Origin of the sequence: Streptomyces sp. NPDC058637 (assembly GCF_042717325.1) — a bacterium.
In the GTDB taxonomy this organism is placed as follows: domain Bacteria; phylum Actinomycetota; class Actinomycetes; order Streptomycetales; family Streptomycetaceae; genus Streptomyces.
Genome location: NZ_JBHXRD010000038.1, coordinates 19,696 through 45,271, shown reverse-complemented (window position 1 = coordinate 45,271; position 25,576 = coordinate 19,696). Strand labels below are relative to the sequence as shown.

The 25,576-nt window shown below is 70.0% G+C and carries 21 protein-coding genes; 14 read left to right on the top strand and 7 right to left on the bottom strand.

The genetic code is table 11. The features are described from left to right. The first annotated feature begins 239 nt into the window (after nucleotides 1–239). The 7 genes from ACFWVP_RS29780 (at nucleotide 240) to ACFWVP_RS29750 (ending at nucleotide 5,496) form a co-directional block, all read left to right on the top strand. Nucleotides 240–1,361, top strand: coding sequence for a SchA/CurD-like domain-containing protein (locus ACFWVP_RS29780; protein ID WP_384501073.1), 1,122 nt, complete (start codon nucleotides 240–242; stop codon nucleotides 1,359–1,361). Between the two features lie 75 nt (nucleotides 1,362–1,436). Beyond that, nucleotides 1,437–1,880: a cupin domain-containing protein gene (locus ACFWVP_RS29775; protein WP_384501072.1), complete on the top strand. Its 444-nt coding sequence runs from the start codon at nucleotides 1,437–1,439 to the stop codon at nucleotides 1,878–1,880. After that, entirely contained in the window at nucleotides 1,877–3,145 is a 1,269-nt protein-coding gene (locus ACFWVP_RS29770; RefSeq protein WP_384501071.1) for a beta-ketoacyl-[acyl-carrier-protein] synthase family protein, read from the top strand. Before ACFWVP_RS29775 ends, ACFWVP_RS29770 begins: the two co-directional genes overlap by 4 nt. After that, on the top strand, nucleotides 3,142–4,392 hold the full coding sequence (locus tag ACFWVP_RS29765) for a ketosynthase chain-length factor (RefSeq protein WP_384501070.1): 1,251 nt from the start codon (nucleotides 3,142–3,144) through the stop codon (nucleotides 4,390–4,392). The genes ACFWVP_RS29770 and ACFWVP_RS29765 overlap by 4 nt, the downstream gene beginning before the upstream one ends. Nucleotides 4,393–4,408: 16 nt before the next feature. Beyond that, nucleotides 4,409–4,666: an acyl carrier protein gene (locus tag ACFWVP_RS29760; protein ID WP_384501069.1), complete on the top strand. Its 258-nt coding sequence runs from the start codon at nucleotides 4,409–4,411 to the stop codon at nucleotides 4,664–4,666. Nucleotide 4,667: 1 nt separating this feature from the next. Continuing rightward, entirely contained in the window at nucleotides 4,668–5,147 is a 480-nt protein-coding gene (locus ACFWVP_RS29755; protein ID WP_384501068.1) for an SRPBCC family protein, read from the top strand. Between the two features lie 19 nt (nucleotides 5,148–5,166). Continuing rightward, nucleotides 5,167–5,496 (top strand): TcmI family type II polyketide cyclase, encoded by a 330-nt coding sequence (locus ACFWVP_RS29750; protein ID WP_384501067.1) that lies wholly within the window; start codon nucleotides 5,167–5,169, stop codon nucleotides 5,494–5,496. Between the two features lie 72 nt (nucleotides 5,497–5,568). Here ACFWVP_RS29750 and ACFWVP_RS29745 read toward each other — a convergent pair whose 3' ends face one another. Both ACFWVP_RS29745 and ACFWVP_RS29740 read right to left on the bottom strand, forming a co-directional pair. Continuing rightward, on the bottom strand, nucleotides 5,569–6,672 hold the full coding sequence (locus ACFWVP_RS29745; protein WP_384501066.1) for a methyltransferase: 1,104 nt from the start codon (nucleotides 6,670–6,672) through the stop codon (nucleotides 5,569–5,571). A gap of 35 nt (nucleotides 6,673–6,707) precedes the next feature. Next, nucleotides 6,708–7,790, bottom strand: a complete 1,083-nt coding sequence (locus tag ACFWVP_RS29740) for a nitrous oxide reductase family maturation protein NosD (protein ID WP_384501065.1) — start codon at nucleotides 7,788–7,790, stop codon at nucleotides 6,708–6,710. A 173-nt stretch (nucleotides 7,791–7,963) separates the two neighbouring features. Between ACFWVP_RS29740 and ACFWVP_RS29735 the strand changes: the two genes are divergently transcribed. Both ACFWVP_RS29735 and ACFWVP_RS29730 read left to right on the top strand, forming a co-directional pair. Beyond that, nucleotides 7,964–8,392, top strand: a complete 429-nt coding sequence (locus ACFWVP_RS29735; RefSeq protein ID WP_384501097.1) for an ACT domain-containing protein — start codon at nucleotides 7,964–7,966, stop codon at nucleotides 8,390–8,392. A gap of 65 nt (nucleotides 8,393–8,457) precedes the next feature. Next, nucleotides 8,458–8,958, top strand: a complete 501-nt coding sequence (locus tag ACFWVP_RS29730; protein WP_307123115.1) for a hypothetical protein — start codon at nucleotides 8,458–8,460, stop codon at nucleotides 8,956–8,958. Here the strand turns inward: ACFWVP_RS29730 and ACFWVP_RS29725 are convergent. Beyond that, the gene (locus tag ACFWVP_RS29725) at nucleotides 8,897–11,161 is read right to left on the bottom strand and encodes a germacradienol/geosmin synthase (RefSeq protein WP_384501064.1); all 2,265 of its coding nucleotides are present in this window, start codon (nucleotides 11,159–11,161) and stop codon (nucleotides 8,897–8,899) included. The genes ACFWVP_RS29730 and ACFWVP_RS29725 overlap by 62 nt on opposite strands. 240 nt (nucleotides 11,162–11,401) lie before the next feature. Between ACFWVP_RS29725 and ACFWVP_RS29720 the strand changes: the two genes are divergently transcribed. Next, a complete protein-coding gene (locus tag ACFWVP_RS29720; protein WP_384501063.1) occupies nucleotides 11,402–12,736 on the top strand; it encodes an N-acetylmuramoyl-L-alanine amidase in 1,335 nt (444 codons plus the stop codon). A 102-nt stretch (nucleotides 12,737–12,838) separates the two neighbouring features. Here ACFWVP_RS29720 and ACFWVP_RS29715 read toward each other — a convergent pair whose 3' ends face one another. Further along, entirely contained in the window at nucleotides 12,839–13,975 is a 1,137-nt protein-coding gene (locus ACFWVP_RS29715; protein WP_384501062.1) for an aminoglycoside phosphotransferase family protein, read from the bottom strand. A 231-nt stretch (nucleotides 13,976–14,206) separates the two neighbouring features. On the opposite strand from ACFWVP_RS29715, the gene ACFWVP_RS29710 reads away from it, so the two are divergent. After that, nucleotides 14,207–15,703 (top strand): hypothetical protein, encoded by a 1,497-nt coding sequence (locus ACFWVP_RS29710; protein WP_384501061.1) that lies wholly within the window; start codon nucleotides 14,207–14,209, stop codon nucleotides 15,701–15,703. Between the two features lie 77 nt (nucleotides 15,704–15,780). On the opposite strand, the gene ACFWVP_RS29705 is transcribed toward ACFWVP_RS29710, so the two are convergent. Beyond that, entirely contained in the window at nucleotides 15,781–17,226 is a 1,446-nt protein-coding gene (locus tag ACFWVP_RS29705; protein WP_384501060.1) for a PP2C family protein-serine/threonine phosphatase, read from the bottom strand. A 548-nt stretch (nucleotides 17,227–17,774) separates the two neighbouring features. Between ACFWVP_RS29705 and rpmG the strand changes: the two genes are divergently transcribed. Further along, nucleotides 17,775–17,939, top strand: a complete 165-nt coding sequence (rpmG, locus tag ACFWVP_RS29700; protein WP_384501059.1) for a 50S ribosomal protein L33 — start codon at nucleotides 17,775–17,777, stop codon at nucleotides 17,937–17,939. A gap of 324 nt (nucleotides 17,940–18,263) precedes the next feature. Here rpmG and ACFWVP_RS29695 read toward each other — a convergent pair whose 3' ends face one another. Then, nucleotides 18,264–18,764, bottom strand: a complete 501-nt coding sequence (locus tag ACFWVP_RS29695) for a tetratricopeptide repeat protein (protein ID WP_384501058.1) — start codon at nucleotides 18,762–18,764, stop codon at nucleotides 18,264–18,266. Nucleotides 18,765–18,826: 62 nt separating this feature from the next. Between ACFWVP_RS29695 and ACFWVP_RS29690 the strand changes: the two genes are divergently transcribed. Beyond that, nucleotides 18,827–19,660: a VanZ family protein gene (locus tag ACFWVP_RS29690; protein WP_384501057.1), complete on the top strand. Its 834-nt coding sequence runs from the start codon at nucleotides 18,827–18,829 to the stop codon at nucleotides 19,658–19,660. A 2-nt stretch (nucleotides 19,661–19,662) separates the two neighbouring features. On the opposite strand, the gene ACFWVP_RS29685 is transcribed toward ACFWVP_RS29690, so the two are convergent. Beyond that, nucleotides 19,663–21,405: a glycoside hydrolase family 6 protein gene (locus ACFWVP_RS29685; RefSeq protein ID WP_384501056.1), complete on the bottom strand. Its 1,743-nt coding sequence runs from the start codon at nucleotides 21,403–21,405 to the stop codon at nucleotides 19,663–19,665. 1,189 nt (nucleotides 21,406–22,594) lie between these two features. Between ACFWVP_RS29685 and ACFWVP_RS29680 the strand changes: the two genes are divergently transcribed. Then, nucleotides 22,595–25,432 carry a glycoside hydrolase family 48 protein gene (locus ACFWVP_RS29680; RefSeq protein ID WP_384501096.1) on the top strand — a complete coding sequence of 946 codons (2,838 nt, stop codon included), beginning with the start codon at nucleotides 22,595–22,597 and terminating at the stop codon, nucleotides 25,430–25,432. Nucleotides 25,433–25,576: the final 144 nt, after the last annotated feature.

Here is a 25,576-nt window from a genome sequence, read left to right as displayed (position 1 = left end):
AGGACGGATGCAGTGTCCATGCCCTCGCACGGAGGCTTCGGTCATCGCCTCACCTGAACGGTTCATAAATCTCGCGCCGCCCGTACCAGCGTTCCACGATCAGTCGCGGGAGCGAACTCGCGATGCGGGGGCGGATGTCACGCGTCAGCGGACAGGGACCTGCTGCGCTTCCACCGAAACCGACGGATGAGGACGGCCCGCCGACGTGGCCGCCGCACCGTCTCGAAGGAGAGCGAAAGATGACAACCCTCTCGGAACGGATATCTCAGTCCGCCTTCGACGGTTCGAGGCTCCGGGTCATACTGCTGCTGGACCTGCACGACGGCGCCCAGAACCAGTTCCTCGAGGCGTACGAGCACATGCGCAACCAGGTGGCCTCGATCCCCGGACACATCAGCGACCAGCTGTGCCAGTCCATCGAGAACCCCTCGCAGTGGCTCATCACCAGCGAGTGGGAGAGTGCCCCGCCCTTCCTCGCCTGGGTGAACAGCGAGGAGCACGTCGCGACGGTGCAGCCGCTGCACAGCTGCGTACGCGACACCCGCTCCCTCCGCTTCAGCGTCCTGCGCGAGACCGGTGTCGCCTTCGAGCAGCGGACCCCCGGGCCCGCCAAGGGCGGCCTCCAGGCCGCCCCGCGTCTGGGCGACGGCGTGGTACGCCACGCGCTCACCTTCACGGTGAAGCCCGGCACGGAGGAGATGGTCGCGAAGATCCTCGCCGACTACGACTCCCCGCAGGCGCGCGTCGACGAGAACACCCGGCTGTGCCGTACCTCGCTCTTCGTGCACGGCAACCGTGTCGTACGGGCGGTGGAGGTCGAGGGCGACCTGATGGCGGCACTGCGCCACGTCTCCCGTCAGCCCGAGGTCAGGGCCGTCGAGGAGGCCATCAACCCGTACCTGGAGCAGGACCGCGACCTCAGCGACCCCGACTCGGCCCGGATGTTCTTCACCCGGGCCGCGCTCCCGACGGTCCACCACGTGAAGGCCGGCCGTCACGCCGCCGCGGACGTCCAGCGGCACGCGCTGTTCTACCAGGCCAAGGAAGGCTGTGGCATGGCGCTGGCCCGGCTGCTCGCCGGCCAGGACGAGGAGGTCGCGGACGACGTCGCGAGCCCCATCGAGAGCAGCACCATCTTCCAGCGCGACGACATCGTGGTGCGGCTCCTCGAAGTGAGCGGCCCGTTCGACGCCCAGCCCACGCAGGCGCTCGGCATCGGCGGCGACCGCAAGGCCGCCATGCTCGGCCGGCTCCTCGACGGCGGTGCGAACGGCCTGCCCACCACGGACGCGGAGGCCGCGCGTTTCCTCGCGCAGGCCGAGATGAGCCTCATCACCGACCGTCGGGCCGCCGAGTCCTGAACCGAGTCACCGGCACCGGAGGGGACCGCCCCGCGATGCCGTCACACCGCACCACGCGCCTGGAGGAGAGCAGTCATGACCACGCACCGGCCCCGCATCGTGGACCTCAGCGAAACACAGCCCAACCGCAGGCGCGGAGGCGACCTGCGCGCCATGCTCACACCGACGGCGGTGGGTGCCACCAGCGGTTTCATGGGGCTGGCCATCGTCCGTCCCGGAGAGCGCATCGGCGAGCACTACCACCCGTACTCGGAGGAATTCGTGTACGTCGTGGACGGACTCCTCGAGGTGGACCTGGACGGTGAACCGCACCCGATGCGGCCCGACCAGGGCCTGCTGATCCCCCCGCACGTCCGCCACCGCTTCCGCAACGTGGGTGACGTGGACGCGCGCATGGTCTTCCACCTCGGCCCGCTCGCCCCGCGCCCCGAGCTCGGCCACGTCGACACCGAGGTCACGGAAGGCGCGGACCCCAGCGACGGATACGCACCGCCAGAACGAACGGGGGCCGCGTCATGACTCGACGTGTGGCGGTCACCGGAGTCGGTGTCGTCGCGCCCGGCGGGATCGGAGCCCCGGCGTTCTGGGACCTGCTCTCCAACGGCCGCACCGCGACACGCGGCATCACCCTCTTCGACCCGGCGGCGTTCCGCTCGCGCATCGCCGCCGAGTGCGACTTCGACCCCGTGGCCCACGGCCTCGACGACGACCTGATCGCACGCTCGGACCGGTACGTCCAGTTCGCCCTGGTGGCTGCCAGGGAGGCGCTCGGCGACGCCGGGCTCGACCTCGAGAAGGAGGACCCCTGGCGCATCGGGGTGTCCCTCGGCACCGCGGTCGGCGGCACCACCCGCCTGGAGAAGGACTACGTCGCCGTCAGCGGCAGCGGTGCGCGCTGGGACGTCGACCACCGGCCCGCGGGTGCCCATCTGGAACGGGCCTTCTCGCCCAGCACCCTCGCCTCGGCCGTGGCCGAGGAGGTCGGCGCCCACGGGCCCGTACAGACCGTGTCCACCGGCTGCACCTCCGGCCTCGACGCGATCGGCTACGCCTTCCACTCCATCGAGGACGGCAGGGTCGACGTCTGCGTCGCCGGCGCGTCCGACACGCCGATCACCCCCATCACGGTGGCGTGCTTCGACGCGATCAAGGCGACCTCGGCGAACAACGACGACCCGGAGCACGCCTCCAGGCCGTTCGACGCCCGCAGGGACGGGTTCGTCATGGGGGAGGGCGGAGCCGTCCTCGTACTCGAGGAGCTCGAACACGCCCGCGCCCGCGGCGCCACCGTCCACTGCGAGATATCGGGCTACGCCACCTTCGGCAACGCCTACCACATGACCGGGCTGACCTGCGAAGGGCTGGAGATGGCCGAGGCCATCAACACGGCCCTCGCACACGGCCGGATCGACGGCTCGCAGGTCGACTACGTCAACGCGCACGGTTCGGGCACCAAGCAGAACGACCGGCACGAGACGGCGGCGGTGAAACGGGCCCTGGGCGCACACGCGTACAAGGTGCCGATGAGCTCCATCAAGTCCATGGTCGGCCACTCGCTCGGCGCCATCGGAGCGATCGAGATCGCCGCGTGCGTCCTGGCCCTTCGGCACCAGACGGTGCCCCCGACGGCCAACTACGAGACCGCGGACCCCGAGTGCGACCTCGACTACGTGCCGCGCACCGCACGGCCCCTGAAGCTGCGCAGCGTGCTTTCGGTGGGCAGCGGGTTCGGCGGATTCCAGTCGGCCGTCGCCCTGACCCGACCAGGCGGGAGGACCCCATGAACACCCGGACACACCGGCGATCCGTCGTTACGGGGATCGGTGTCGTCGCCCCCAACGGGACCGGCGCCGGCGCCTTCTGGAAGCAGACGCAGGAAGGCGTCAGCGTCCTCGACCTGGTCTCCCGCGAAGGCTGTGAGAACCTTCCGCTGCGTGTCGCGGGCGAGGTCAGGGACTTCGACCCGGTCGAGTTCGTCGAGGAGCGCTACCTCGTCCAGACCGACCGCTTCACGCACTACGCGATGGCCGCCGCCGACCTCGCACTGGACGACGCACGGCTCGGCCGCGCCGACTACGAGGACGCCCCGTTCAGCGTCGGCGTGGTCACCGCCGCGGGTTCGGGCGGCGGTGAATTCGGCCAGCGCGAACTGCAACGGCTGTGGGGACAGGGCTCCCGCTACGTCGGGCCGTACCAGTCCATCGCCTGGTTCTACGCGGCCAGCACCGGCCAGATCTCGATCCGCGGTGGCTTCAAGGGACCCTGTGCCGTAGTGGCCAGCGACGAAGCCGGCGGCCTGGACGCGCTCATGCACGCCGCGCGATCCATCCGGCGCGGCACGGACGCCGTGGTCGTCGGCGCCGCGGAGGCGCCCCTGGCGCCGTACTCGGTCGTCTGCCAGCTCGGCTACGAGGACCTCAGCGTCTGCGACGAGCCCACCCGCGCCTACCGTCCGTTCACCTCCGACGCCTGCGGATTCGTGCCCGCCGAGGGCGGCGCGATGCTCGTGGTCGAGGAGGAGACGGCGGCCCGCCGGCGCGGGGCACGGGTCCGCGCCGAACTGGCCGGCCACTGCGCCACCTTCACCGGCGCGTCCCGGTGGGAGCAGTCCCGCGAAGGACTGGCCCACGCCATCGAGGGAGCGCTGGCCGAGGCCGGCTGCGCGCCGGAGGAGATCGACGTGGTCTTCGCGGACGCCCTCGGCGTTCCCGCCGCCGACCGGGCCGAGGCACTGGCCATCGCCGACGCCCTCGGCGCGCACGGGCGGCGCGTACCGGTCACCGCGCCCAAGACCGGCATCGGCCGCGCCTACTGCGGGGCCCCCGTGCTGGACACGTCCGCCGCGGTGCTCGCGATGGAGCACGGCCTGATCCCGCCGACGCCCAACGTCTTCGAGGTGTGCCACGACATCGACGTGGTCACGGGCCGTGCGCGCCCCGCGGAACTGCGGACGGCGCTCGTGCTCAGCCGGGGCCTCATGGGTTCGAACGCGGCCCTGGTCCTGCGGCGCCCCACCGACACCCCTCTGTGAGAAGGAGCAGTTCCTCATGACCGCTCAACTGACGTACGCAGAACTGGCCGCGCTGATGAAGAACGGCGCGGGCCTCACCGTCGACCCGCTGGCGATGGAGAGCCGTCCCGGCTCGGCCTTCGACGAGTACGGCCTCGACTCGCTCGGCCTGCTCGGCATCGTGGCCGTGCTGGAGAACCGGTTCGGCCGCCCGCTGCCGGCCGACGCCGACCGCTGCAAGACCCCCGGCGAGTTCCTCGACCTCGTCAACAACACCCTCGTGACAGGAGCCTGACGTGCCCGGACACACGGAGAACGAGATCACCATCGCCGCCCCGCTCGACCTCGTCTGGGACATGACGAACGACCTGGAGCACTGGCCGCAGCTGTTCAGCGAGTACGCGTCCGTCGAGGTGATCAAGCGGGAGGGCCAGAAGACGACCTTCCGGCTCACCATGCACCCGGACGACAACGGCAAGGTCTGGAGCTGGGTCTCGGAGCGCACCACCGACCGCCCGGCCCGCACCGTGAGCGCCCGCCGGGTCGAGCCCGGACCGTTCCAGCACATGGACATCCGGTGGGAGTACACCGAGGTCCCGGGCGGCACGAAGATGCACTGGCGCCAGGACTTCGCGATGCGGCCCGACGCGCCGGTCGACGACGCGTGGATGACCGACAACATCAACCGCAACTCCCGCGTCCAGCTGGAACTCATCCGCGACAAGATCGAGCAGCGCGACCGCGAGCGCCGCTCCGCCTCGGTCCCGGCCAACTGATGCCCCGAAAGGCAGCCAGATGCACCACGCACTGATCGTCGCCCGGATGGCACCCGAGTCCGCCCCGGACATCGCCGAGCTCTTCGCGGCCTCCGACGACACCGAGCTCCCCCACCTCGTGGGGGTCAACAGGCGCACGCTGTTCCAGTTCGGAGACGTCTACCTGCACCTGATCGAGTCCGACCGCCCGCCGGGCCCGGAGATCGCCAAGGTGACGGAGCACCCGGAGTTCAAGGCCGTCAGCGAACGGCTCACCGCCTTCGTGAGCCCCTACGACCCGCAGACCTGGCGCGGTCCGAAGGACGCGATGGCCCAGCAGTTCTACCGGTGGCAGCGCGACGGCGCCTGACACGCGGACGATCGCCCCGGGTCCGGCACCTTCGTGCCGGACCCGGGGCGATCGCGTGGTGAGCCCGGGACGTCAGTCCGGTACGACGCACTCGAACGCGTGCAGATACGCGTTGACCGGGTGGATCTCGCCGATTCGCAGACCGGCCTCGGACAGCCGGCCGACCAGGCTCTCCCTGGTGTGCTTCGCGCCGCCCACGTTGAGGAGGAGCAGCAGGTCCATGGCGGTGGTGAACCGCATCGACGGGGTGTCGTCGACGAGGTTCTCGATGATCACGACACGGGCGCCCGGACGGGCCGCGGCGACCACGTTGCGCAGCGTCCTGCGGGTGCTCTCGTCGTCCCACTCGAGGATGTTCTTGATGATGTAGAGGTCCACGTCGACCGGGATGTCCTCACGGCAGTCCCCGGGCACGATCCGTACGCGGCCGGCCAGTTCACCGCCGTCCCGCAGCCTGGCGTCCGCGCGTGCCACGACACCCGGCAGGTCCAGGAGCGTGCCGTGGACCGAGGGGTGCTTCTCCAGCAGACTCGCGAGCACGTGCCCCTGGCCGCCACCGATGTCCGCGACCGAGGACACCCCGGTCAGGTCGAGGAGTTCGGCCACGTCCCGCGCGGACTGCACACTGGACGTCGTCATGGCCCGGTTGAAGATCTGGGCGGACTCGCCCGCGTCCTGGTGGAGGTAGTCGAAGAAGCCCTTGCCGAAGGTCTCCGGGAAGACGCTCCGGCCGGAGCGCACCGCGTCGTCGAGGCGCGGCCAGACCTCCCAGGTCCAGGGCTCCGTGCACCACAGGGAGATGGACCGAAGGCTGTTCGGGTCGTCCTCGCGCAGCAGCCGGGACATCTCCGTGTGGACGAACTTCCCGTCCTCGGTCTCGCTGAAGATCCCGTAGCAGCTCAGGGCCCGCAGCAGCCGCCGCAGCGGTACGGGCTCGGTGTTCACGACCAGGGCGAGCTCGGCAGCCGTGGCGGGTGTCGTGCCGAGCGCGTCGGCGACGCCCAGCCTGGCAGCCGCACGGACGGCAGCGGCGCAGGCCGCCCCGAACGCGAGCTCCCGCAGCCGCATGGCCGGTGGCGGGGCCTGGGAGGCGGGGGCGGAGGCGGCGGGCGCCGAGGGGACGGTGAGGGAAGAGGTGACGGGCGTGGTCTCGGGGGTGGGACTGACAGTGGTCATACCGTCTCGTTTCTCCTGGTGCGGTGGTGCCGCCGTTACTCGGCACACATCCCGGCCGGTACAGATGTCCCGCACGTGTTGCTGACGAAGGTGTTGCCCTTCCCAGCGGTGTCACGGTTGGCCAGGTCGGCCGGCTTGTTGCCCTGCACGAGGTTCCGCGTGACGCTGTTGTCGGTGTTGAGGGCACCCACGAAGCTCTTGAACAGCAGGATGCCGCCGGAGAGCGGGGTGGCACCCACGTTGTCCCGGACGACGTTGGAACGTACGACCGTGCGCTCGCTGCCCGTGAGGACGATGCCCGAGCCCTGGATGGCCGACAGCCGCGGCGTCGCCGCGCAGAACTTGTTGTTCCTCACGATCCGGTTGCCGCTGATCGTCATGGCACCGGCCGCCGGCTTGGACTCGTCACCCACGACGAAGACACCGCTGCAGTTGGCGGTGATGCGGTTGCTGTCGATCACGAGGTTCCTGACCCGCCGGGCGGTGACGCCGATGCGGTTCCCGCTCAGGGTGTTCTCCCGGATCTCCGTCCCCCGGGTGTCGGTGGCCCCGCCCTCCTCGCTGACCGAGTTGGCGACGAAGACGCCCGCGTCGCCGTTGCCGGTGGCGGTGTTGCGCAGGAAGGCGGCACGGGTCGACCGCTCCTGGGCGATGCCCCAGGTGCCGTTCTTCACGGCGGTCACCTGGCGGACCGTGAGTCCGTCGGTCCAGGAGGCCCAGATGCCGCTCTTCTTGAATCCGGAGACGGTCAGCGAGTGGATGCCGACGCCGTCGACGGTGTGGCCCTTGGTGCCGATGACGCAGATGCCGTTGCCCCCCGTGGCGCAGGCGTTGGCGGCCCTCGTGGTGGTCGCGGCCGGCCGGATCACCGTTCCGTCCCCGATGCCCCGCAGGGTCAGGCCCGGCGTCTTGATCAGGACGCTCTCGCGATAGGTGCCGGGCAGGACGACGATCGTGTCGCCGGGGCTCGCGGCGTTCACGGCGCTCTGGATGGAAGCGCCCGGACGCACCACGTGGTCGGCGTGCCCGGCGGCGGCGGTGGGCACCGTGGCCGAACCCAGGGCTGTGGCAGCGGTGACGGTGACACCCACCAGGCATTTGATGTGTTTTCTTCTCATGAGCCGAAGCTATGGGCGATGAACCCCCACTGCCACGCAAGGTGAGCGTATGGATACATGGCGTGCCTGAATGGCTTACTCGCCCCGCCGCGCCCCGCATCAGGGCGACCGGCGCGGGGGCGCGGGCGGTCTCGTCCGACGTCGAGGGCGCGGACAGCCGTAGCGTGGTGTCCATGACGGGCGAGCGAGATCTTCGAACACTGCTGCGGAGCATGCGACCGGATCTGAACCCCGGCCGCTACGTCTTCACGACCGTCCCGGACGGGGGGATGCCCACCGGGGTCACCCCCGTGGCCACCGTCGCCGAGCGCGAGGGGCTGACGCTCGTACTCCCCGAGGCGGACGCGGTGGCGGCCGGCCTGGCGTACGACTTCGTGGCCGGCTGGATCACGCTGCGTGTGCACTCCGCCCTGGACGCCGTCGGGCTCATGGCCGCGGTCGCCCTGGCCCTCACCGACGCCGGGGTGAGCTGCAACGTGGTCGCCGGATACCACCACGACCACCTGTTCGTCCCGTACGCGCGGGCGGCCGAGGCCGTCGAGGTGCTGGAAGCGCTGGCCGCGGAGACCGGCCGGCCTCCGGCGCCCGCACGCCCGGCGTGATCCGCGCGGCAGGTCCGAGGGGCGCCCGGCTCAGCAACGTGAGCCGGGACACGTAACATGGCCCCATGTCCTTCCTCCGCCGCCGTAGCGCCGCCACACCCGCGGGCCCGGACTTCGACGTCCTGGCCATGGACCCGGGGGACTGGCCCGGCAACCTCGGCGCCGGTCTCCTCCCCGCACCCGACGGAAGCTGCCAGGGCGTCTTCCTGCGGTACGACCTGTTCGGCGGCCGCGGCCCCGCGATGATCATCGGCAATCTGCCGGAGGGCTCGCCGGCCCGAGAGACCGAGGAGGGCCAGGTCCCCTTCGAGGTCGCACAGCTCCTCCTCGCACTCGAGAACGACGAACCGGTCGAGGTGACCGGCACCGAGGACATGCCCGTCATGCAGGGTGACAGCCTGCTGATCGTGCGCCGCGTCAAGCTCTCCGAGAGCCGTATCTCCTGCGTTCAGTTCGACAGGAGCGACGGCGTGCTCGTCACCATCGCAAGCTGGGACCGCCCCATCACCGACGATCTGTACGCACTGCTGAAGCCACTTCCGGCCGAGCTGTTCCAGCAAGGCTGAAACGTCCCTGTGTGGCCAGCAGCTGTGTCACCTTCGCCGCCGACGTACCGAACCCCGTGGGACCGCTGAGGTGCCACGGGGTTCCCGTGCCCCGCCGCAGATCCTCCTCGCGGTAACGCCGGCAGTCCCGGTGCCAGATCAGGATGCCCGCCATCCAGTGCTGGAGCTCCACGACATAGCCCGCCAGGATCTCCCGCGCCTCCGCGTCCAAACCGAAGTCGTCGTACATCACCGGGAGTTCCTGTTCGGCGACGTGCTGGAACTGGCGCATCCGTGAGTTCATCAGATCGTCCACGATCGACACTCCCGTCGGATAGTCCACCCCGAAGAAGTTCTGCACTACCAGGACGCCGTTGTGCACCTCGCCCTCGTACTCGATCTCCTTCTGGTACGAGAACAGGTCGTTGAGCAGACAGGCGTAGTCCGCCGCCGCGTTCTCCAGGGACCGCAGCGGACCGCTGCGGTAGACCGCGTCCGGCACCTTCCTGCCGTGTCCCAGCCGGCACAGGCTCATCGTCAGATCCGAACCGAACGTCGCCCGGCGCATCTCCATGTAGTCCACCGGATCCGGGATCCGGTTCTGCGCCTGGTTCGCCAGCTCCCAGAGCCAGCTCGCGGTCATCGACTCCACCGCCTCACGGAAGGCACGCCGCGCACTCCCGTCCATCGGTCCGGCGGTCCGCTCCCAGAGGTCGGCCAGACCTCGCTCCAGCGCGTTGACCGGATCCGGCACGGGCGCGCCGTCCAGCGGCATGAACAGCGACAGCCGCTCGTTGGCCAGCCGCGCCCCGGCCAGGTCACGCGTCCGGCCGTGCACCACCGGGAACCAGTCGTCGCCGTACGTCCCCCAGGTCAGCCACCCCGAGGACAGATCCAGCTCGTCCGGTGTGGCATCGGGCTGCAACCCCGCCGCGCAGAGCGGCAGATCCGTCGCGACGAGCCGCTCCTCGTCCCAGATGTGCGAACCCGGCACACCCGGCTGCGCCTCCAGCAGCCCCATCCGGCGCGACCAGTCCACGATCCGCACCCGGGCCCCGTCCAGGTGCGGGCTCAGCGTCGTGGTGAACGGCATGTCGAAGTCGGGCAGCAGGGACGGGCCGACATGCCGGTAGGGCACATGCGTGTGGCTGCGCAGCCGGGCGGACTCCGCACGCGGCGTGAAGCGGAGCGAAGCGGCGGCCATGCCGAAGCCGGGCACGCTCTCACCCGCGCCACCGCCGTTCATGTAGCGGCTGGAACGCATGTGCCACTCATGGCCGCCCGACTGCCAGTCCTGCAGCCCCTTGACGTACGCGAGGACGGACAGCGTCTCGTCGGGGGTGAGCCCCTTCTCCGCGCAGAGCGGCCCGAGCTCCGTCAGAGCGGTGTTCTCGAACTGCTGGAGGCGCGAGGTCAGCAGATCGTTGACCGCCTCGGCCGCCTCCTGGGTGGAACAGCGCAGGAACGTCTCCAGGACGAGCACCCCGTTGCTGTTCTCGCCCTCGTCCTCTACCTCCCGCTGGTACGAGAACAGGTCGTTGCGCAGGTGTACCCCGTCGGAGAACGCGTCCCGCAGCACCCTCAGCGCACGCGCGTCGGCCAGCGACGCCGGCACCTCAGCGGCCGCCGCGAACTCCACCAGCCCCGCCGACCACGGCGCACCGCCCACCTTGCGCCGCATCTCGATGTACTCGACGGGGTTGGCGATCCGGCCCTCGTTGATGTTCGAGAGCTCCCACAGGGACTCGTTGAGCAGATTCTCCGTGGACTCCGCGAACCTCGCCCGCCAGGCATCGGACATGCCCGGCACGGTCCGCGCCCAGAGATCGGCCAGACCCGCCTCGACGGGATTCGTGGGCTCCGGCGTAGCCGCACCCCGCTCCATCGGCATGAAGGCGGGCAACCGGTCCAGATACCGTTTGCCGCCCTCGCGGTCCGGGGTGCGTTTGAACAGCTCCAGGAAGTGGTCGTCGAAGAAGAAGACCCACACGTACCAGTCGGTCACCAAGGAGAGGACCTCGGCCGAGCAGTCGGGATGGGTGTACGCGCACAACAGCGCGTAGTCGTGGGCCTCCAGGTCCTTCTCCTCCCAGATGCCGGATCCCTCCAGCATCCCCATCCCGCGCGCCCACTCCCGGGTATGGCCGCGGGCCACCTCCAGATGAGGGCTCAGGCGTGCCGGATACGGCACATAGAAATCCGGCAGTGAGAAGGGCTGTGCCATGAGTACGTCCGGCCTTTCCGAGAACTCCGCGCGGTCCGCGCGAACCTTTCCTGTCGGCGCCAGCACTACCCTTCGGCCATCCGGGGCACGCACCGCGCGAAATAGTCACACAAGCTCAGGTCCCGCTTCACGCTGCACTATTGACTCACCATCAACTCGCGTCACAGAGTGTCCGCCGACGACGAACGCTGAGATCACCCCAGGAACGGCCCCGGTACGCCCGGCCCAGGAAGGGTTGCCATGACGTCCAAGCAGAGGACCAGGACCGCGCTCGCACTGACCACCGCGGGGGCGCTGAGCCTCGCGCTGCTCACCCCGGCCGCGCACGCCGACGCCGGCACCGTACGCCCGGAGTGCCCCAGGAACCTGGAATGCGACTGGGTCCCCGCGGCCTACCGGCAGACCGGGGATCCGGCCGACAGGGAGACGTACGGCAACTACGACACCGCCGACCGGCCGGGCACCAACGCGATCGGATTCATCGTCCTGCACGACACCGAGGTCGACTACGACACCACCCTGAAGATCTTCCAGAACCCGCTCAGCCAGAGCTCCGCCCACTACGTGGTGCGTTCCTCCGACGGCCACGTCACCCAGATGGTGAAGAACAAGGACGTCGCCTGGCAGGCGGGCAACTGGTACCTCAACACGCACTCCATCGGCATCGAGCAGGAGGGTGTCGCGGCCGAGGGCGCCAAGTGGTACACCCCCGAGATGTACCGGTCCACGGCCGGACTCGTACGCCACCTGGCGGCGAAGTACGACATCCCGCTCGACCGGCAGCACATCCTCGGACACGACGGCGTCCCACCGACCGGCGCCGCCGGGACGAAGAACATGCACTGGGACCCGGGACCCTACTGGGACTGGAACCGCTTCATGGCCCTGCTCGGCAGGCCCACCGCACCCAGCGCCCCACGGAGCAGCGAACTCGTCACGGTCGGCCCCGACTTCGCGAAGAACGAACAGGCTTTCCGTGACTGCGAGAAGGGCGTCGACCTGCCGCTCCAGGGAAGCAGTGCGGTGCCCTTGCACACCGGGCCGTCCGCCGGCGCACCCCTCTTCTCCGACCCCGGGCTCCACCCGGACGGTTCGCCGGGCACCAACTGCGCCGCCGACTGGGGCAGCAAGATCAGCGCCACCCAGCAGGCCGTCGTCGCGGACCGGGCGCCGGGCTGGACGGCGATCTGGTGGTACGGGCAGAAGGCATGGTTCCGCACCCCGGCCCGGACCCACGTCACCGTCCCGACGTCCGGCTACGTCGTACGGCCGAAGGCGGGCAGGGACGACGTACCGGTGTACGGAGTGGCGTACCCCGGCAAGGAGGAGTACCCCGCGGACTTCGTGAAGCCCACCGTGGGCAGCCCGCTGGTGTACACCATTAAGGCAGGGCAGGCCTTCCCCGGTGGCGGCGAGGCGCCCACCGGGTACTATTACGCACCGACGATCGACGCGTCCAAGCCGTACGACCACACGTATTTCCGGGGGGCCGAGAAGTATGTGACGGTCCAGATCGGACACCGGATCGCCTTCGTGAAGACGTCCGACGTGGACGTGGTGCGCGTCGGCTCCTGAACCCGGGCCGGGCCTGATGCGACCCGTTTACGGCGCACTGCGGGACCCGTGTGTCGGCACCGGTCCCGCAGCGCGCATCCCCCGTCGGTCAGGTCGCAGCGGTCAGCGCGTTCCCACGGCGGCGCGCACCGCACGCCGGGCCATCGCGCAGTCGTCGTGCAGCCTGCGCAGCAGCAGCCGCTGTTCCTCGCTGGAGGAGAGCACGCCCTGCCGGGCCTGGCCGCTTCCGGAGGGCGCGCCTTCCCGCATCGCCCGCTGTACAGCCGTCTCGTACGTACGGATCTCCCGGGTCAGGACGAGCATCAGATTGACCAGGAACGCGTCGCGCGAGGCCGCACCCTTGGACTGTGCCAGCTGGCTGATCTGGCGCCGCGCCGTCGGCGCGTCACCGAGCACCGCCCACATGGTGGCCAGGTCGTAGCCCGGGAGGTACCAGCCCGCGTGCTCCCAGTCGACCAGCACGGGGCCGGTCGGCGGCAGCAGGATGTTGGAGAGCAGGGCGTCGCCGTGGCAGAACTGGCCCATGCCCTGCCGGCCGCCCGCGTGGGCCAGACCGTGCAGCAGCTTCTGCAGGTCACCCAGGTCGCGGTCGGTGAACAACCCCAACTCGTGGTAGCGGGCGATCCGCGAGGCGTAGTCCAGTGGGGCGTCGAACAGACCGGCCGGGGGGCGCCAGGCGTTGATCCGGCTGACCGCACCGAGGGCCGCCCGGATATCCGCACGCGGCGGCGCCTCGGCCGGATGCCTCGTCAGTGCCGCGACCCTGCCGGGCATCCGCTCGATCACCAGTGTGCAGTTCTCCGGGTCCGCGGCGATGAGCCGGGGGACCCGAACCGGCGGGCGGTGCCTGACGAAGGCGCGGTATGCAGCTATTTCGTGCCGGAACCGCTCCGTCCACGCGGGGGAGTGGTCCAGTAAGCACTTGGCCACCGCGGTGGCGCGGCCGGTCGTGCCGACGATGAGGACGGAACGCCCGCTGCGACGCAGCACCTGTACCGGGTTGAACTCAGGACAGATGCGGTGCACGGAGGCGATCGCCATCCTCAACTGCGCGCCCTGGGGGCCGGACAGGTCGAGTCTGCCGCTCAGCGGTTGGGTGCCCGGCCCCGCCGCCCGCCGGGTCCGACCCGGGCCCGCCGTCGGCGAAGCGGCGCGGGGGTCGAGATACGGCCCGCCGCCCGCCCCCATGGGACGGAGCGGCCGGGGCGGGGCGGACACGGAGGACGATGCTGTGTACATGGGCGGTACAGATCCCTTCGTGCGCCGACAAGTTGCGTGCGCCAACCCGGCCGGCGGCCGTTCGGCACCCTGGGGAGTACCGAGGGCTGCCGGGCGGGGTGGCGCTTTCCTACCTGACACCTGCCTGCGGGTGGCAGACCATCTGGCGGACCCTGGCGAACCCTGGCGAATAGTCGCTCAGCATCTGACAGGAGGTTAGTGTCAAGTCAGCCGAGAACCTGGGGGCTTGAAGTGACCGGAGAACCCAACACCCGTCTTTCCGACCTGTTCGGCCTGGCCGGCTGGTCCAAGGGCGAACTCGCGAGAATGGTGAACAGGCAGGCGGCGGCCATGGGCCATCTCCAACTCGCCACCGACACCTCGCGGGTCCGGCGCTGGATCGACATGGGGGAGTCCCCCCGCGATCCCGTGCCCGAAGTGCTGGCGGCTCTGTTCACCGAGCGGCTCGGCCGTGTCGTGACCATCGAGGACCTTGGGTTCGGCCGGCGCGGGCGTGTGGGGAAACGGCGGGAAACCGGGACGGAGAAGAATCCCGACGGATTGCCGTGGGCGCCCGAACGGACGGCAGCGGTCCTCACCGAATTCACGGGAATGGACCTCATGCTCAACCGACGCGGCTTGGTGGGCGCGGGCGCCGCGCTCACCGCTGGCTCAGCACTCACCGGCGCCATGCACGACTGGCTGCACTCCGAGCCCGCTCCGGCGGCCCGGACCGTAACCCTCAACGACCCCCTGTACGCCGACAACGCCGGCTTCGACCGGTATGAGGCCGCGCCCATCGGATCCGAGGAGATCGAGGCCCTGGAGCACTCGGTCGAGGTGTTCCGGGCCTGGGACGCCTCCCGGGGCGGCGGACTCCAGCGCAAGGCCGTCGTGGGCCAGCTCAACGAGGTGGGCGGCATGCTCGCCTACCGGCACCCCGACCACCTGCAGCGCCGCCTCTGGGGCGTCGCGGCCAATCTCGCGGTCCTCGCGGGCTGGATGTCCCACGACGTCGGCCTCGAACCCACCGCCCAGAAGTACTTCGTCATCGCGGCACACGCGGCGCGCGAAGGCGGCGACCGTCCGCGCGCCGGTGAGGCACTCTCCCGTGCGGCACGCCAGATGGTCCACCTGGGCCGGCCGGACGACGCACTGGACCTGATGAAGCTCGCGAAGTCCGGTTCCGGGGAGGAGACCCTGCCGCGTACGCGGGCGATGCTCCACACCATCGAGGCCTGGGCACAGGCGTCGATGGGCCGCGGGCAGGCCATGCGGCGCACCCTCGGCGAGGCCGAGGACCTGTTCGTCTCGGACAAGGGCGACGTGCCCCCACCGAGCTGGATGCAGATGTTCGACGAGGCGGACATGCACGGCATGCAGGCGCTGGCCTTCCGCACCCTGGCCGAGCACGATCCGTCGGCCGCGACCACCGCCCAGCGCCATGCGAAGCGGGCCCTCGACCTGCGGATGAACGGCCGCCAGCGCTCCAAGATCTTCGATTACATTTCGCTGGCCTCGGCATGCTTCATCGCCGACGACCCCGAGCAGGCGGACCGCTACGCACGTCTCGCCCTGGTGTCGATGGGCGAGACCTCGTCGCACCGCACCTGGGACAGGCTGCGCGAGATGTACCGGCTCACCGGCCAGTTCGCGGGGTACGCGAAGATCAAGGACCTGCGCCACGACATCGAACTGGCGCTGCCGCAGGTCGCGTTCGGCAAGAAGTCGCGAGGCTCCCAGGTCTGAGGCCGAGCCCCGTCACGGGGCGTATCGCGTACCGCTCCCGCTCGTCAGTATCCCGGGCAACGTGGTCCGGCGACACCTCATGCCCCGACCCGGGCCACCAGCACGCACGCGTCGTCCAGCCGTTCGTTCGCACCGAACTCCTCGACGACCGTGCGGACACAGTCCTGCGCGGTGCGGGCCTGTGCGAATCGCGGTGCCAGCCCCAGGAGCGCCTCCGGTCCCTCAGGTCCGGCACTCCGGCTGCTCCGCCGTGTCAGTCCGTCCGTGTGCAGCATCAGCACATCGCCGGGCAGCAGAGCCACCTGGTCCTGCTCGTAAGCGACCCCGGACGCCGCACCCAGCAGCACACCGTCCGGTGCGGGAAGAGGGCGCCCCGACCCGTTGCGGAACAGTAGCGGCGCGGGGTGTCCCGCCTGTGCCCAGGCGAGCGTCCCGGTCGCCGGATCGAAGCGGCAGCACACCGCGCTGCCGAGGGCGGGTTGCGCCGAACATTCGATCAGCTGGTTCAGATGACCCATCACGGCACCCGGCTCGATGCCGGCCACGGCCAGACCCCGGAGTGCGCCGAGCAGCATCGCCATGGCCGAGGTGGCCGGGATCCCGTGGCCGGTCAGGTCTCCGACGGTGAGCATCGTCCGGCCGTCCGGCAGCCGCAGCGCGTCGTACCAGTCGCCGCCGATCAGGTCGCTGGATCCGGACGGCAGGTAGTGGGCGGCGACATCCAGTCCGCCCGCCCCTCGGCCGGGTAAGGGCAGCGAGCCGCGCCATGCCGGCAGAACCGCCTCCTGCAGCTCCACCGCCACCCGGTGCTCGGCCTGCGCCATGCATTCCCGGTGCCGCAGCGAGTCCCGGGTCCTGCCCACGATGTGCTGGCCGCGCCGGAGTCTGCTGACATCGCGCAGGACCGCCCACATGGAGGCGGTGCAGCCGTCCGAGTCGAGCACGGGCTCGCCCATCATGTGCAGCGTCCGCATGGTGCCGTCGGGCAGCAGGATGCGGAACTCCCCGTCTATCGGCCGACCGTCCACCAGGCAGTCCGTCACCATCGACGTCAGCAGGGGCTGGTCCTCACCGAGGAGTACGGACGGCAGATCGTCCAGCGACAGGCCGCCCGCCTCCCGCGACCGGCCGAAGATCCGGTACAGCTCGTCGGACCAGGTGACCTCGTCGGTGAGCAGATTCCACTCGGCCGTGCCGACCTTGCTGAGGAGGGAGCCCGCCGCGGGCGGGCCGGCCGGCGCCCGCCGGGTGGCCTCCGGGGCGGGATCGGCGGCCGGCTGGGCCGGGATGCCGTCCCGGAGCTGCCCGAGATGCTCGCCGAGGTCATCGAGCTGATGGACCGCCAGCTCGCAGAGCGCTCGCTGCCACCGCAGCTGGGGGTCGTCCTCGTCGATGACCGTGGTGTCACGCCGCACGGCGTCCACGTCTCCGCGCAGCCGCCGGGTCCGGTTGATCAACGCGTCGACGGCATCTCGCTCGGGCGGCTGTGGGGCGGGGCGGTCCGCAAACTGATGGGACGGCATCTCGTACTCCGATACAGGCGCGGCACGGTCGGTTCGTGGGGGTGGACCGAACACGACTGTTGCACAGGCCGCGGGAGCCCGTAAGGGATTCGGCAACACTCGATACGTTGTTGCTTCCGGCATATGCCGTCGGCCGTGTGAAGCGGAGGTCCGCCGAACACCCTCGCGCCTTTGGGGGAGTTGACGCAAGTCATCCGGCGCGAGGGGGCCGTTGCGCGCCCGCGCGTGCGGCTCCTGGGCGGCGCACCCGGCCGGGATCAGGGCATCCGCGCCGGGCGGTGGCCCGGTGGGTCGGCGGGGTGCGCCCGGTGTCGGAACCTCTGACCGCTTCGGTGTTCGAAGTCAGGAGTGATGTACGTCAGTCGCCGGTTCGAAGGGTTACATCCAGGCATCGGATGCGAGCCTCGTCGCGTCGATGTCCATGCCTGGCATGGAGATCTTGTCGCCGGGTCGGGAATGACCACGCGCCGGACCGCGTTGTCATCGGCAGAGTGAAAACGACACCCATTGCCATCGAGAGCAGTGGGGAGCAACCCTCTGGAGGCCCCGTGGCACGCAGTGAGACCAGGCCCGTCGTCCTGCTCCGGTCGACCGCCGGAACCGGCCATACCTACGTCACGCGCAAGAACCGCCGCAACGACCCCGACCGGCTGGAGCTGCGGAAGTACGACCCGGCATGGGGCGGTCACGTGCTGTTCCGTGAGGTGCGCTGAGCGAGACCGGTGGCATGTCGGTGCGGCTCCGGCGGGCCGGGCGGCAGCCCTCGACCGGGGCGGGTGAGCTTCGTATCGTCCCTGGTCGTGGTGGTGTGAGTCACATCGCCGGGGGTCGATTCCCGGGAACGACCGGCGGTGGTTTATCGTTCATCTATACGTCGGAGTGAGCGGGTGGAACCCGTGCGGCGGCGACCGCCCTTCACCCCGCGCACAAGCCGCCCCGGCTGGATTCCCCCGATCCGGCCGGGGCTTCCTTCTTCCCGGTCGTACTACCCCGTGGCCTGAATCATTCACGGGGCCGGACCCCGCTGACGGCATCCCTCACATGATCCGGGTCAGATCCGTGGCGTAGTACTCGATGGCGGGCCGGTACCGCTGGACGTGCGGGCTGTCGCTCGTCGCCGCGACCAGGTTGAGCAGGATCCGCATGGCCTCGTGGTGCTCGCCGGTGTTGAACAGTGCCATCGAGAGGAACGTCCGCAGCGCGCCGTCGTCGGGGAATTCCGCCACCCCCAGGCGCAGCGTCTCGACCGCCTGCCCGAACCTTCCCAGTACCCGGTAGGTGCTGCCGAGCCCGAGCAACGCCCCCCGGCGGTCCTCCTCGCAGAGGCCGCCACCCTGCAGGCAGCGCTCGTAGTACGGGACCGCCTCGGCTTCCAGGCCGAGCACATCGTGGACCCACGCCGTCTGGTAGGCCACGTCCACCGCGTCGGGAAACGTCGCGGTGAGGGCGAGCAGGCGTTCCCGGGCCTGTTCGGGATGGCCCTCCTCGCGCAGCCGTACGGCCTCGGCCAGCAGCTCGTCCTTGCTCTGTGCGCTCATGCGCACATCGTCGCATTCGGCCGCGGGGTGTGGCCGCCGGGGTTGGGGGCATCCGTTCCGCCATGACTGCAGAGGCGGATCGTAGTGCACGGCGCAGAAGACTGGGCCGTCGTGTGCTCCGCGCGGCGGCGTTGACTGTCGCGTTTCTGGGGCTCGTGGCGTTCTCGGTCGTCCTGGCCAGGATCACGCTGACCCCGTCACCCGCGTCGGAGGACCTCGTGACCTCCAATCTGCGGCCGGGGCGGTCCTTGCGGCAGTACGCCGAGGACTACACCTTCCTGGCCGCGTGCAAGCAGGCGGGCGGGAATCTGCTGCTCGGCGCCCCGTTCGGCGTACTGCTGCCGATCATGGTGCCGCGCAGGCTGCGGATGATCAGGATGGTCCTGCTGACCGTGCTGGTCATGTCGGTCGTCGAGCTCGCGCAGGGCGCGCTCGTCGCGGGACGGGCCTTCGACATCGACGACGTGATCCTCAATACGAGCGGTGCGCTGCTGGGATACGCGCTGGTCGGCCGACGGATCAGCCACCGCTACCACACCCTGACGGACGAGCCGCCCGTGGCGGAGCCGGCGAAGACCCCGCCCGCGGCGAAGAGGGGGGCGGCGCGGACCACCGTCAGGACCGAGGTCGCGCGAAAGGCCCGGGCCGGCACGAAGGCCGTGCGGGCGGGAAAGACCGGGACGGAAAGCAAGGCCGGATCAGGCGGCAGGTCGGCCTCGGCCGCCGAGTCCGCATCCGCCGCCAAGTCCCCATCAGGACGCACGTCCAGCAAGTATGGGGCCGCGACGCGCCGTAGCGCGTCCGCGCCGGTGGCTCGCGGACGCGCTCTGTTCGACCGGTGGCGCGGTCGTCGGCCGGGCCCGGACGGGGGAGCGCCCGGAGCCGGCCGACGGTGAGACTAGAGCGCCGGGTGGGCGTTCTTCATGAGCTCCTGGAACTGGGCGGAGAACCAGTGGCCGGAGACCGGAGCGTTGGGCAGCGCTCCGGAGAGGTTGTTGCCGTTCCGTGCGTTACCCGTGTACGTGGGGTCGCACATCCGGTCGAATCCCTTGCCCTCGTCGTTCGGGATCGCCTTGCTGGAACCGTCCGACTCCCCCGGCGGCTTCATCCAGACGTACGCGTCGATCCCGGCGGCGGGGGCGGCCTGCGGCCGTTCGCCCAGACCGGCTCCGGACTGGTTGCACCAGTTGCCCAGGTGGATGCGGCGGTCGTATCGGCCCCCGTCCACGTAGGTGTCGACGCTGGTGGTAGCACCCGGTCCGGCCGGCCGCTGCGTGCCGCCCCAGCCGTTGCGCGAGGTGTCGATCAGCATGCCGATGCCGGAGTTGAAGCCGACCGAGACGAGCTCGTTGCGGAATGCCTGGGCGAACGACTGCTCGTCCGTGTAGCGGTTCCAGTCGACCCACTTGGACTGGCGGACGGACGTCCCGTTGACGGAGTCGCTGATGGAGAAGTGGTCCTCCGTCAGCGCGCCGTAGTTGGCCGTGTTGGTGATGAAGCCGTGCACGTCGTTGACGGTCGCGCCCTCGGCGGTCGCGGCGGCGTGGAACGTGTCCGCCGACGGGCCGAAGTTGTCGTCCCAGCCGATCCAGCCGTGGTGCCCCGCGTCGACGTAGTTGTAGACGTTGGGCGCGTCAGCGAGCTTGTTGAGCGCGTAGCCGACGCCCTTGACGTAGTTGCCGTTGGCCTTCATCACGTCACAGGCAGGAGTGGCGGTGGCACGGCTGCCGGTGTTGGTGACGAGGTTGGGCAGCGAGTCGATCTCGACCGTGGTGACGATGCGCAGCCCCGCGTACTTCGCGTCGGCGAGTATCGCCGCGATCGGGTCGATGTACTCCGTCTTGTAGCGGCCGATCTCCGTGGGGCCGAGCTCGCCGTTGGAGGCGAGGGCCGCACAGTCACGCCCCGGCAGGTTGTAGATGACGAGTTGGACGACGAGCTCGCCGGAGCCCTTCTGGGTCAGGGCCTCGTCCAGGTGGTCGCGCAGTCCCATGCCGCCGTTGGCGCCCTCGATCGCGGCGATGCGGTCCAGCCAGACACCCGTCGGCTGGCCGGCGATGCGGCTGCCGCCCGGCTCCGCGGCGGCCTTCGCCTGCCACTCCGGGTTCACATAGACGTCGGCACCCTCGTACGGGTTGTTGACACGGTCGCCGGTGGGCGGGTCCGTCGGGTCCGGCGGGTCGGTCGGTCCCGGCGTGTCGCCGTTGCAGGTGACGCCGTTCAGCTTGAAGGTCGCGGGAACGGCGCTCTGACCGTTGCCCGTCGCGTTGAAGCCGAAGGAGGCGGAGGCCCCCGAGGCGAGAGAGCCGTTGTACGAGGCGTTCTTCGCGGTGACGGCCTTGCCGCTCTGGGTAACGGTGGCGTTCCAGCCCTGGCTTACCTGCTCGCTTCCGCCGAAGGACCACTCCAGCTGCCAGCTCGATATCGCCGCACCCGTGTTGGTGACGCTCACCGCGGCCGTGAGACCGCCGTTCCACTGGTTCTGGATCTTGTAATCGACGGTGCAACCGGCCGCTGCGGCGGCGGAGGCTCCGAACGGTGCCGCCGCGACGGCGGAGCCCGCGGCTGCGGCGACGAGTGCTCCCGCCGCGATGAGTGCCGTTCGGGATCGGCGCAGGGTGGTGCGGCTCGTGCGGCTCATACGAATTCCGTTTCCTCAGCTGTCGAGGGCGCGCGGATGGCGCGGCCCGATTCCGTACGGGTGGGGATAGCGTCGTAGTCGCTGGTCGTGGGCGGGCCTGTAGAGCTGTCCCAGGTGTTCCAGGTCCGCCGTGGGTGATAGGTCCGTGGTCGCCCGAACCTCCGCGTGACCCGGCGTCTGAAGCCGTGGACGCGCAGGTGTTCTTGCCGAACCCGTCTGTGACGAGGGGGACTTCGGCGGGGACCGTAGCGAACGTAGAGACCCAGCGGTCTTTCGTTCGCACGGACATCGGTGTGATGGAGGTGCCGTGCTCCGGCGGGACGGCCCGCCGGGTCGTGCGGCTTGCGATCAGTGGGGCCGGTCGGATCCGGCTACCGGATCCGCGTTGCAGAGCGTGCCGTTGAGCGAGAACGCACCGGAGGGGGAGCCCGCACCGAACACGCACCAGCTCCGTACGTCAGGAGGCCGGCGGAGACGTCCGCACCGTTCGCGGGCGTCCCGTTCCAGCCTTCGCCTGCCGCGGACACGGCCCTGCCCGGCGGCGACCGCAGGGCGTTTCGCCCTGAGCCACCGTCCGTTCCCCGGGCAGAGCGGATCCGAGGCTCCGGCCACCGGTAGCGGAACCCGGGCCGGCGAGCGTGACGGACCTCTGGAAGCCGCGGTCCCACTGATGCGAGGTGCTGTTGCTCCACCGTGCATACGGGGCGGATCCGGAGGCCGGCACCACGGGAACGGCGGCGAGGCCGACCGTGGTGAGCGCTGCTCCGAGGAGCAGTCTGAGCAGGTGCGATAAGTGCGGAGATGTCGCATGAGCGACTCCTGACAGACCGGGCGTGCCCCCTACGGCACGTCGACTGGTGGAACCGCTCCCACTGGTGAGGCTTGACGTTAGAGCGTCAAGTGGTGTCGGTCAACACACCCGTTCCCATCTCTTGCTATCGAAATAATTCGACTCTTCACGTCTCTTGACTCCGATTTTCCCCGTCCCCATGCTGGGAGCGCTCCCACTGGTTCAAGGCTTGTGCACAGCCCCGCACACCCCCATGTACGCCGAGCCGCGAGGAGGTACCCGCGCATGCCGACGGGAACCGCACGAAGAACTTGGTTACCGAAAAGACCCGGCCGAACCGGAGCCGGATCCAGACGGTTGTGGACAGCGTTCGTGGCCGCGTTCGCCCTCCCCCTGGGTATGACCGCCGCGGCCGGCACCCCCGCCCAGGCCGCCGCCGTGCAGTGCAGCGTCGACCAGAAGGCCAATGACTGGGGTTCGGGATTCAGCACCGAACTCACCGTCACCAACCGGGGCTCCGCCGCGATCGACGGCTGGACCCTGACCTACGCCTACGCGGGCAACCAGCAGCTCACCAACGGCTGGAACGGCACCTGGTCCCAGTCCGGAAAGAACGTCACCGTCAAGAACGCGGCCTGGAACGGCACCATCGCCGCCGGGGCCGCGGTGACGACGGGCGCGCAGTTCTCCTACAGCGGCACCAACGCCGCTCCCACCGCCTTCGCCGTCAACGGCACGGTCTGCGCGGGCGCGCACCAGCCGCCGATCACCGTACTCACCTCTCCGGCGGCGGGCGCCGTCTTCTCCGCCGGAGACCCGGTCCCCCTGGCCGCCACCGCGGCGGCCGCGGACGGAGCGGGGATCAGCAAGGTCGAGTTCTACGACAACACGACACTGCTCGGCACCGACACCACCTCCCCCTACACGTACAGCGCCCAGGGCCTCGCCGCCGGCAGCCACTCCGTGTACGCCAGGGCGTACGACAGCCTCGGTGCCTCCGCGGAGTCCACCCCGGCGGGCATCACCATCGCCGCCGGCCCCGCCGTCGTCGCGACACCGGCCCAACTGGGCGTCCAGCAGGGCAAGTCGGGAACGTTTGACGTGAAGCTGTCCACCAGGCCGACGGCGAACGTCACCGTCACGGTGGCGCGGTCCGCGGGCAACTCCGGACTGAGCGTCAGCGCCGGGGCGAGCCTCACCTTCACCCCGTCGAACTGGTCCACGGCCCAGAAGGTGACCGTCTCGGCCGATGCCTCCGGCACCGGGGCCGCGACGTTCACCGTGACGGCGCCCGGCCACGGCAAGGCCGAGGTCACCGTCACCCAGCTGGCGGCGGCGAAGGAGTACGACGCCCGCTTCCTCGACCTGTACGGGAAGATCACCGACCCGGCGAACGGCTACTTCTCCTCGGAGGGCATCCCCTACCACTCCGTGGAGACGCTGATCGTCGAGGCCCCCGACCACGGGCACGAGACGACGTCGGAGGCGTACAGCTACCTGATCTGGCTGCAGGCGATGTACGGGAAGATCACCGGGGACTGGACGAAGTTCAACGGTGCGTGGGACACCATGGAGAAGTACATGATCCCCACGCACGCCGACCAGTCCACGAACTCCTTCTACAACGCCTCGAAGCCCGCAACCTACGCGCCCGAGCACGACACGCCGAACGAGTACCCGGCGGTGCTCGACGGATCCGCGGCTTCCGGCTCCGACCCGATCGCGGCCGAGCTGAAGAGCGCGTACGGCACCGACGACATCTACGGCATGCACTGGATCCAGGACGTCGACAACGTCTACGGATTCGGCAACTCGCCCGGGAAGTGCGCGGCCGGCCCCACCGACACCGGACCGTCCTACATCAACACCTTCCAGCGCGGATCGCAGGAGTCCGTCTGGGAGACCGTCACCCACCCGACCTGCGACAACTTCGCGTACGGCGGCGACAACGGCTACCTGGACCTGTTCACCGGAGACGCCTCGTACGCCAAGCAGTGGAAGTTCACCAACGCCCCGGACGCGGACGCCCGTGCCGTGCAGGCCGCCTACTGGGCCGACATCTGGGCCGAGGAGCAGGGCAAGTCGAGCGAGGTGGCGGCCACCGTCGGCAAGGCGGCGAAGATGGGCGACTACCTGCGCTACTCCATGTTCGACAAGTACTTCAAGAAGGTCGGCAACTGCGTCGGCCCGACCACCTGCCCCGCGGGCAGCGGCAAGGACAGCGCGCACTACCTGATGTCCTGGTACTACGCCTGGGGAGGGGCCACCGACACCTCGGCGGGCTGGTCCTGGCGCATCGGGTCCAGCCACGCCCACGGCGGATACCAGAACCCGATGGCGGCGTACGCCCTGAGCTCGGTCGCCGACCTCAAGCCCAAGTCGGCCACGGGCCAGCAGGACTGGGCCAAGAGCCTGGACCGGCAGCTGGACTTCTACCAGTGGCTCCAGTCCGACGAGGGTGCCATCGCCGGCGGCGCGACCAACAGCTGGAAGGGCAGCTACGCGCAGCCGCCGGCCGGTACGCCGACGTTCCACGGCATGTACTACGACGAGAAGCCCGTCTACCACGACCCGCCCTCCAACCAGTGGTTCGGCTTCCAGGCGTGGTCCATGGAGCGCGTCGCCGAGTACTACCACGAGTCGGGTGACGCCCAGGCCAAGGCCGTGCTCGACAAATGGGTCGACTGGGCCCTGTCCGAGACGACCGTCAATCCGGACGGCACCTATCTCATGCCGTCCACGCTCAAGTGGTCGGGCGCGCCCGACACCTGGAACGCGTCGAACCCCGGTGCGAACGACGGGCTCCACGTCACGGTCGCCGACTACACCAATGACGTCGGCGTGGCAGGCGCCTATGCCAGGACCCTGACCTACTACGCCGCCAAGTCCGGTGACGCGGAGGCGAAGACCACGGCTCAGGCGCTGCTCGACGGCATGTGGGAGCACTACCAGGACGGAGCGGGGGTGGCCGTGCCGGAGACCCGCGCCGACTACAACCGCTTCGACGACCCGGTGTACGTCCCCAACGGCTGGACGGGCGCCATGCCCAACGGTGACACCGTCGACAACGACTCGACGTTCCTGTCCATCCGGTCGTTCTACGAGGACGACCCGAACTGGCCGAAGGTGCAGAGCTATCTGGACGGTGGGGCCGCACCGGTCTTCACCTACCACCGGTTCTGGGCCCAGGCCGACATCGCACTGGCTCTGGGGGCGTATTCCGACCTCCTGGAGTGAGTGACCGAGGGGCGGGGGGGGCCCGCCCGCCCCCCGGGCCCCCCCCCCCCCCCCACCGAGCCCCAGCCCCCACAAGAAGAAGGGGAGTGGGCCCCCCCGCCCCGCAGAAAAAACCCGCGGCGGGGCAACCGCAAACAAAAACAA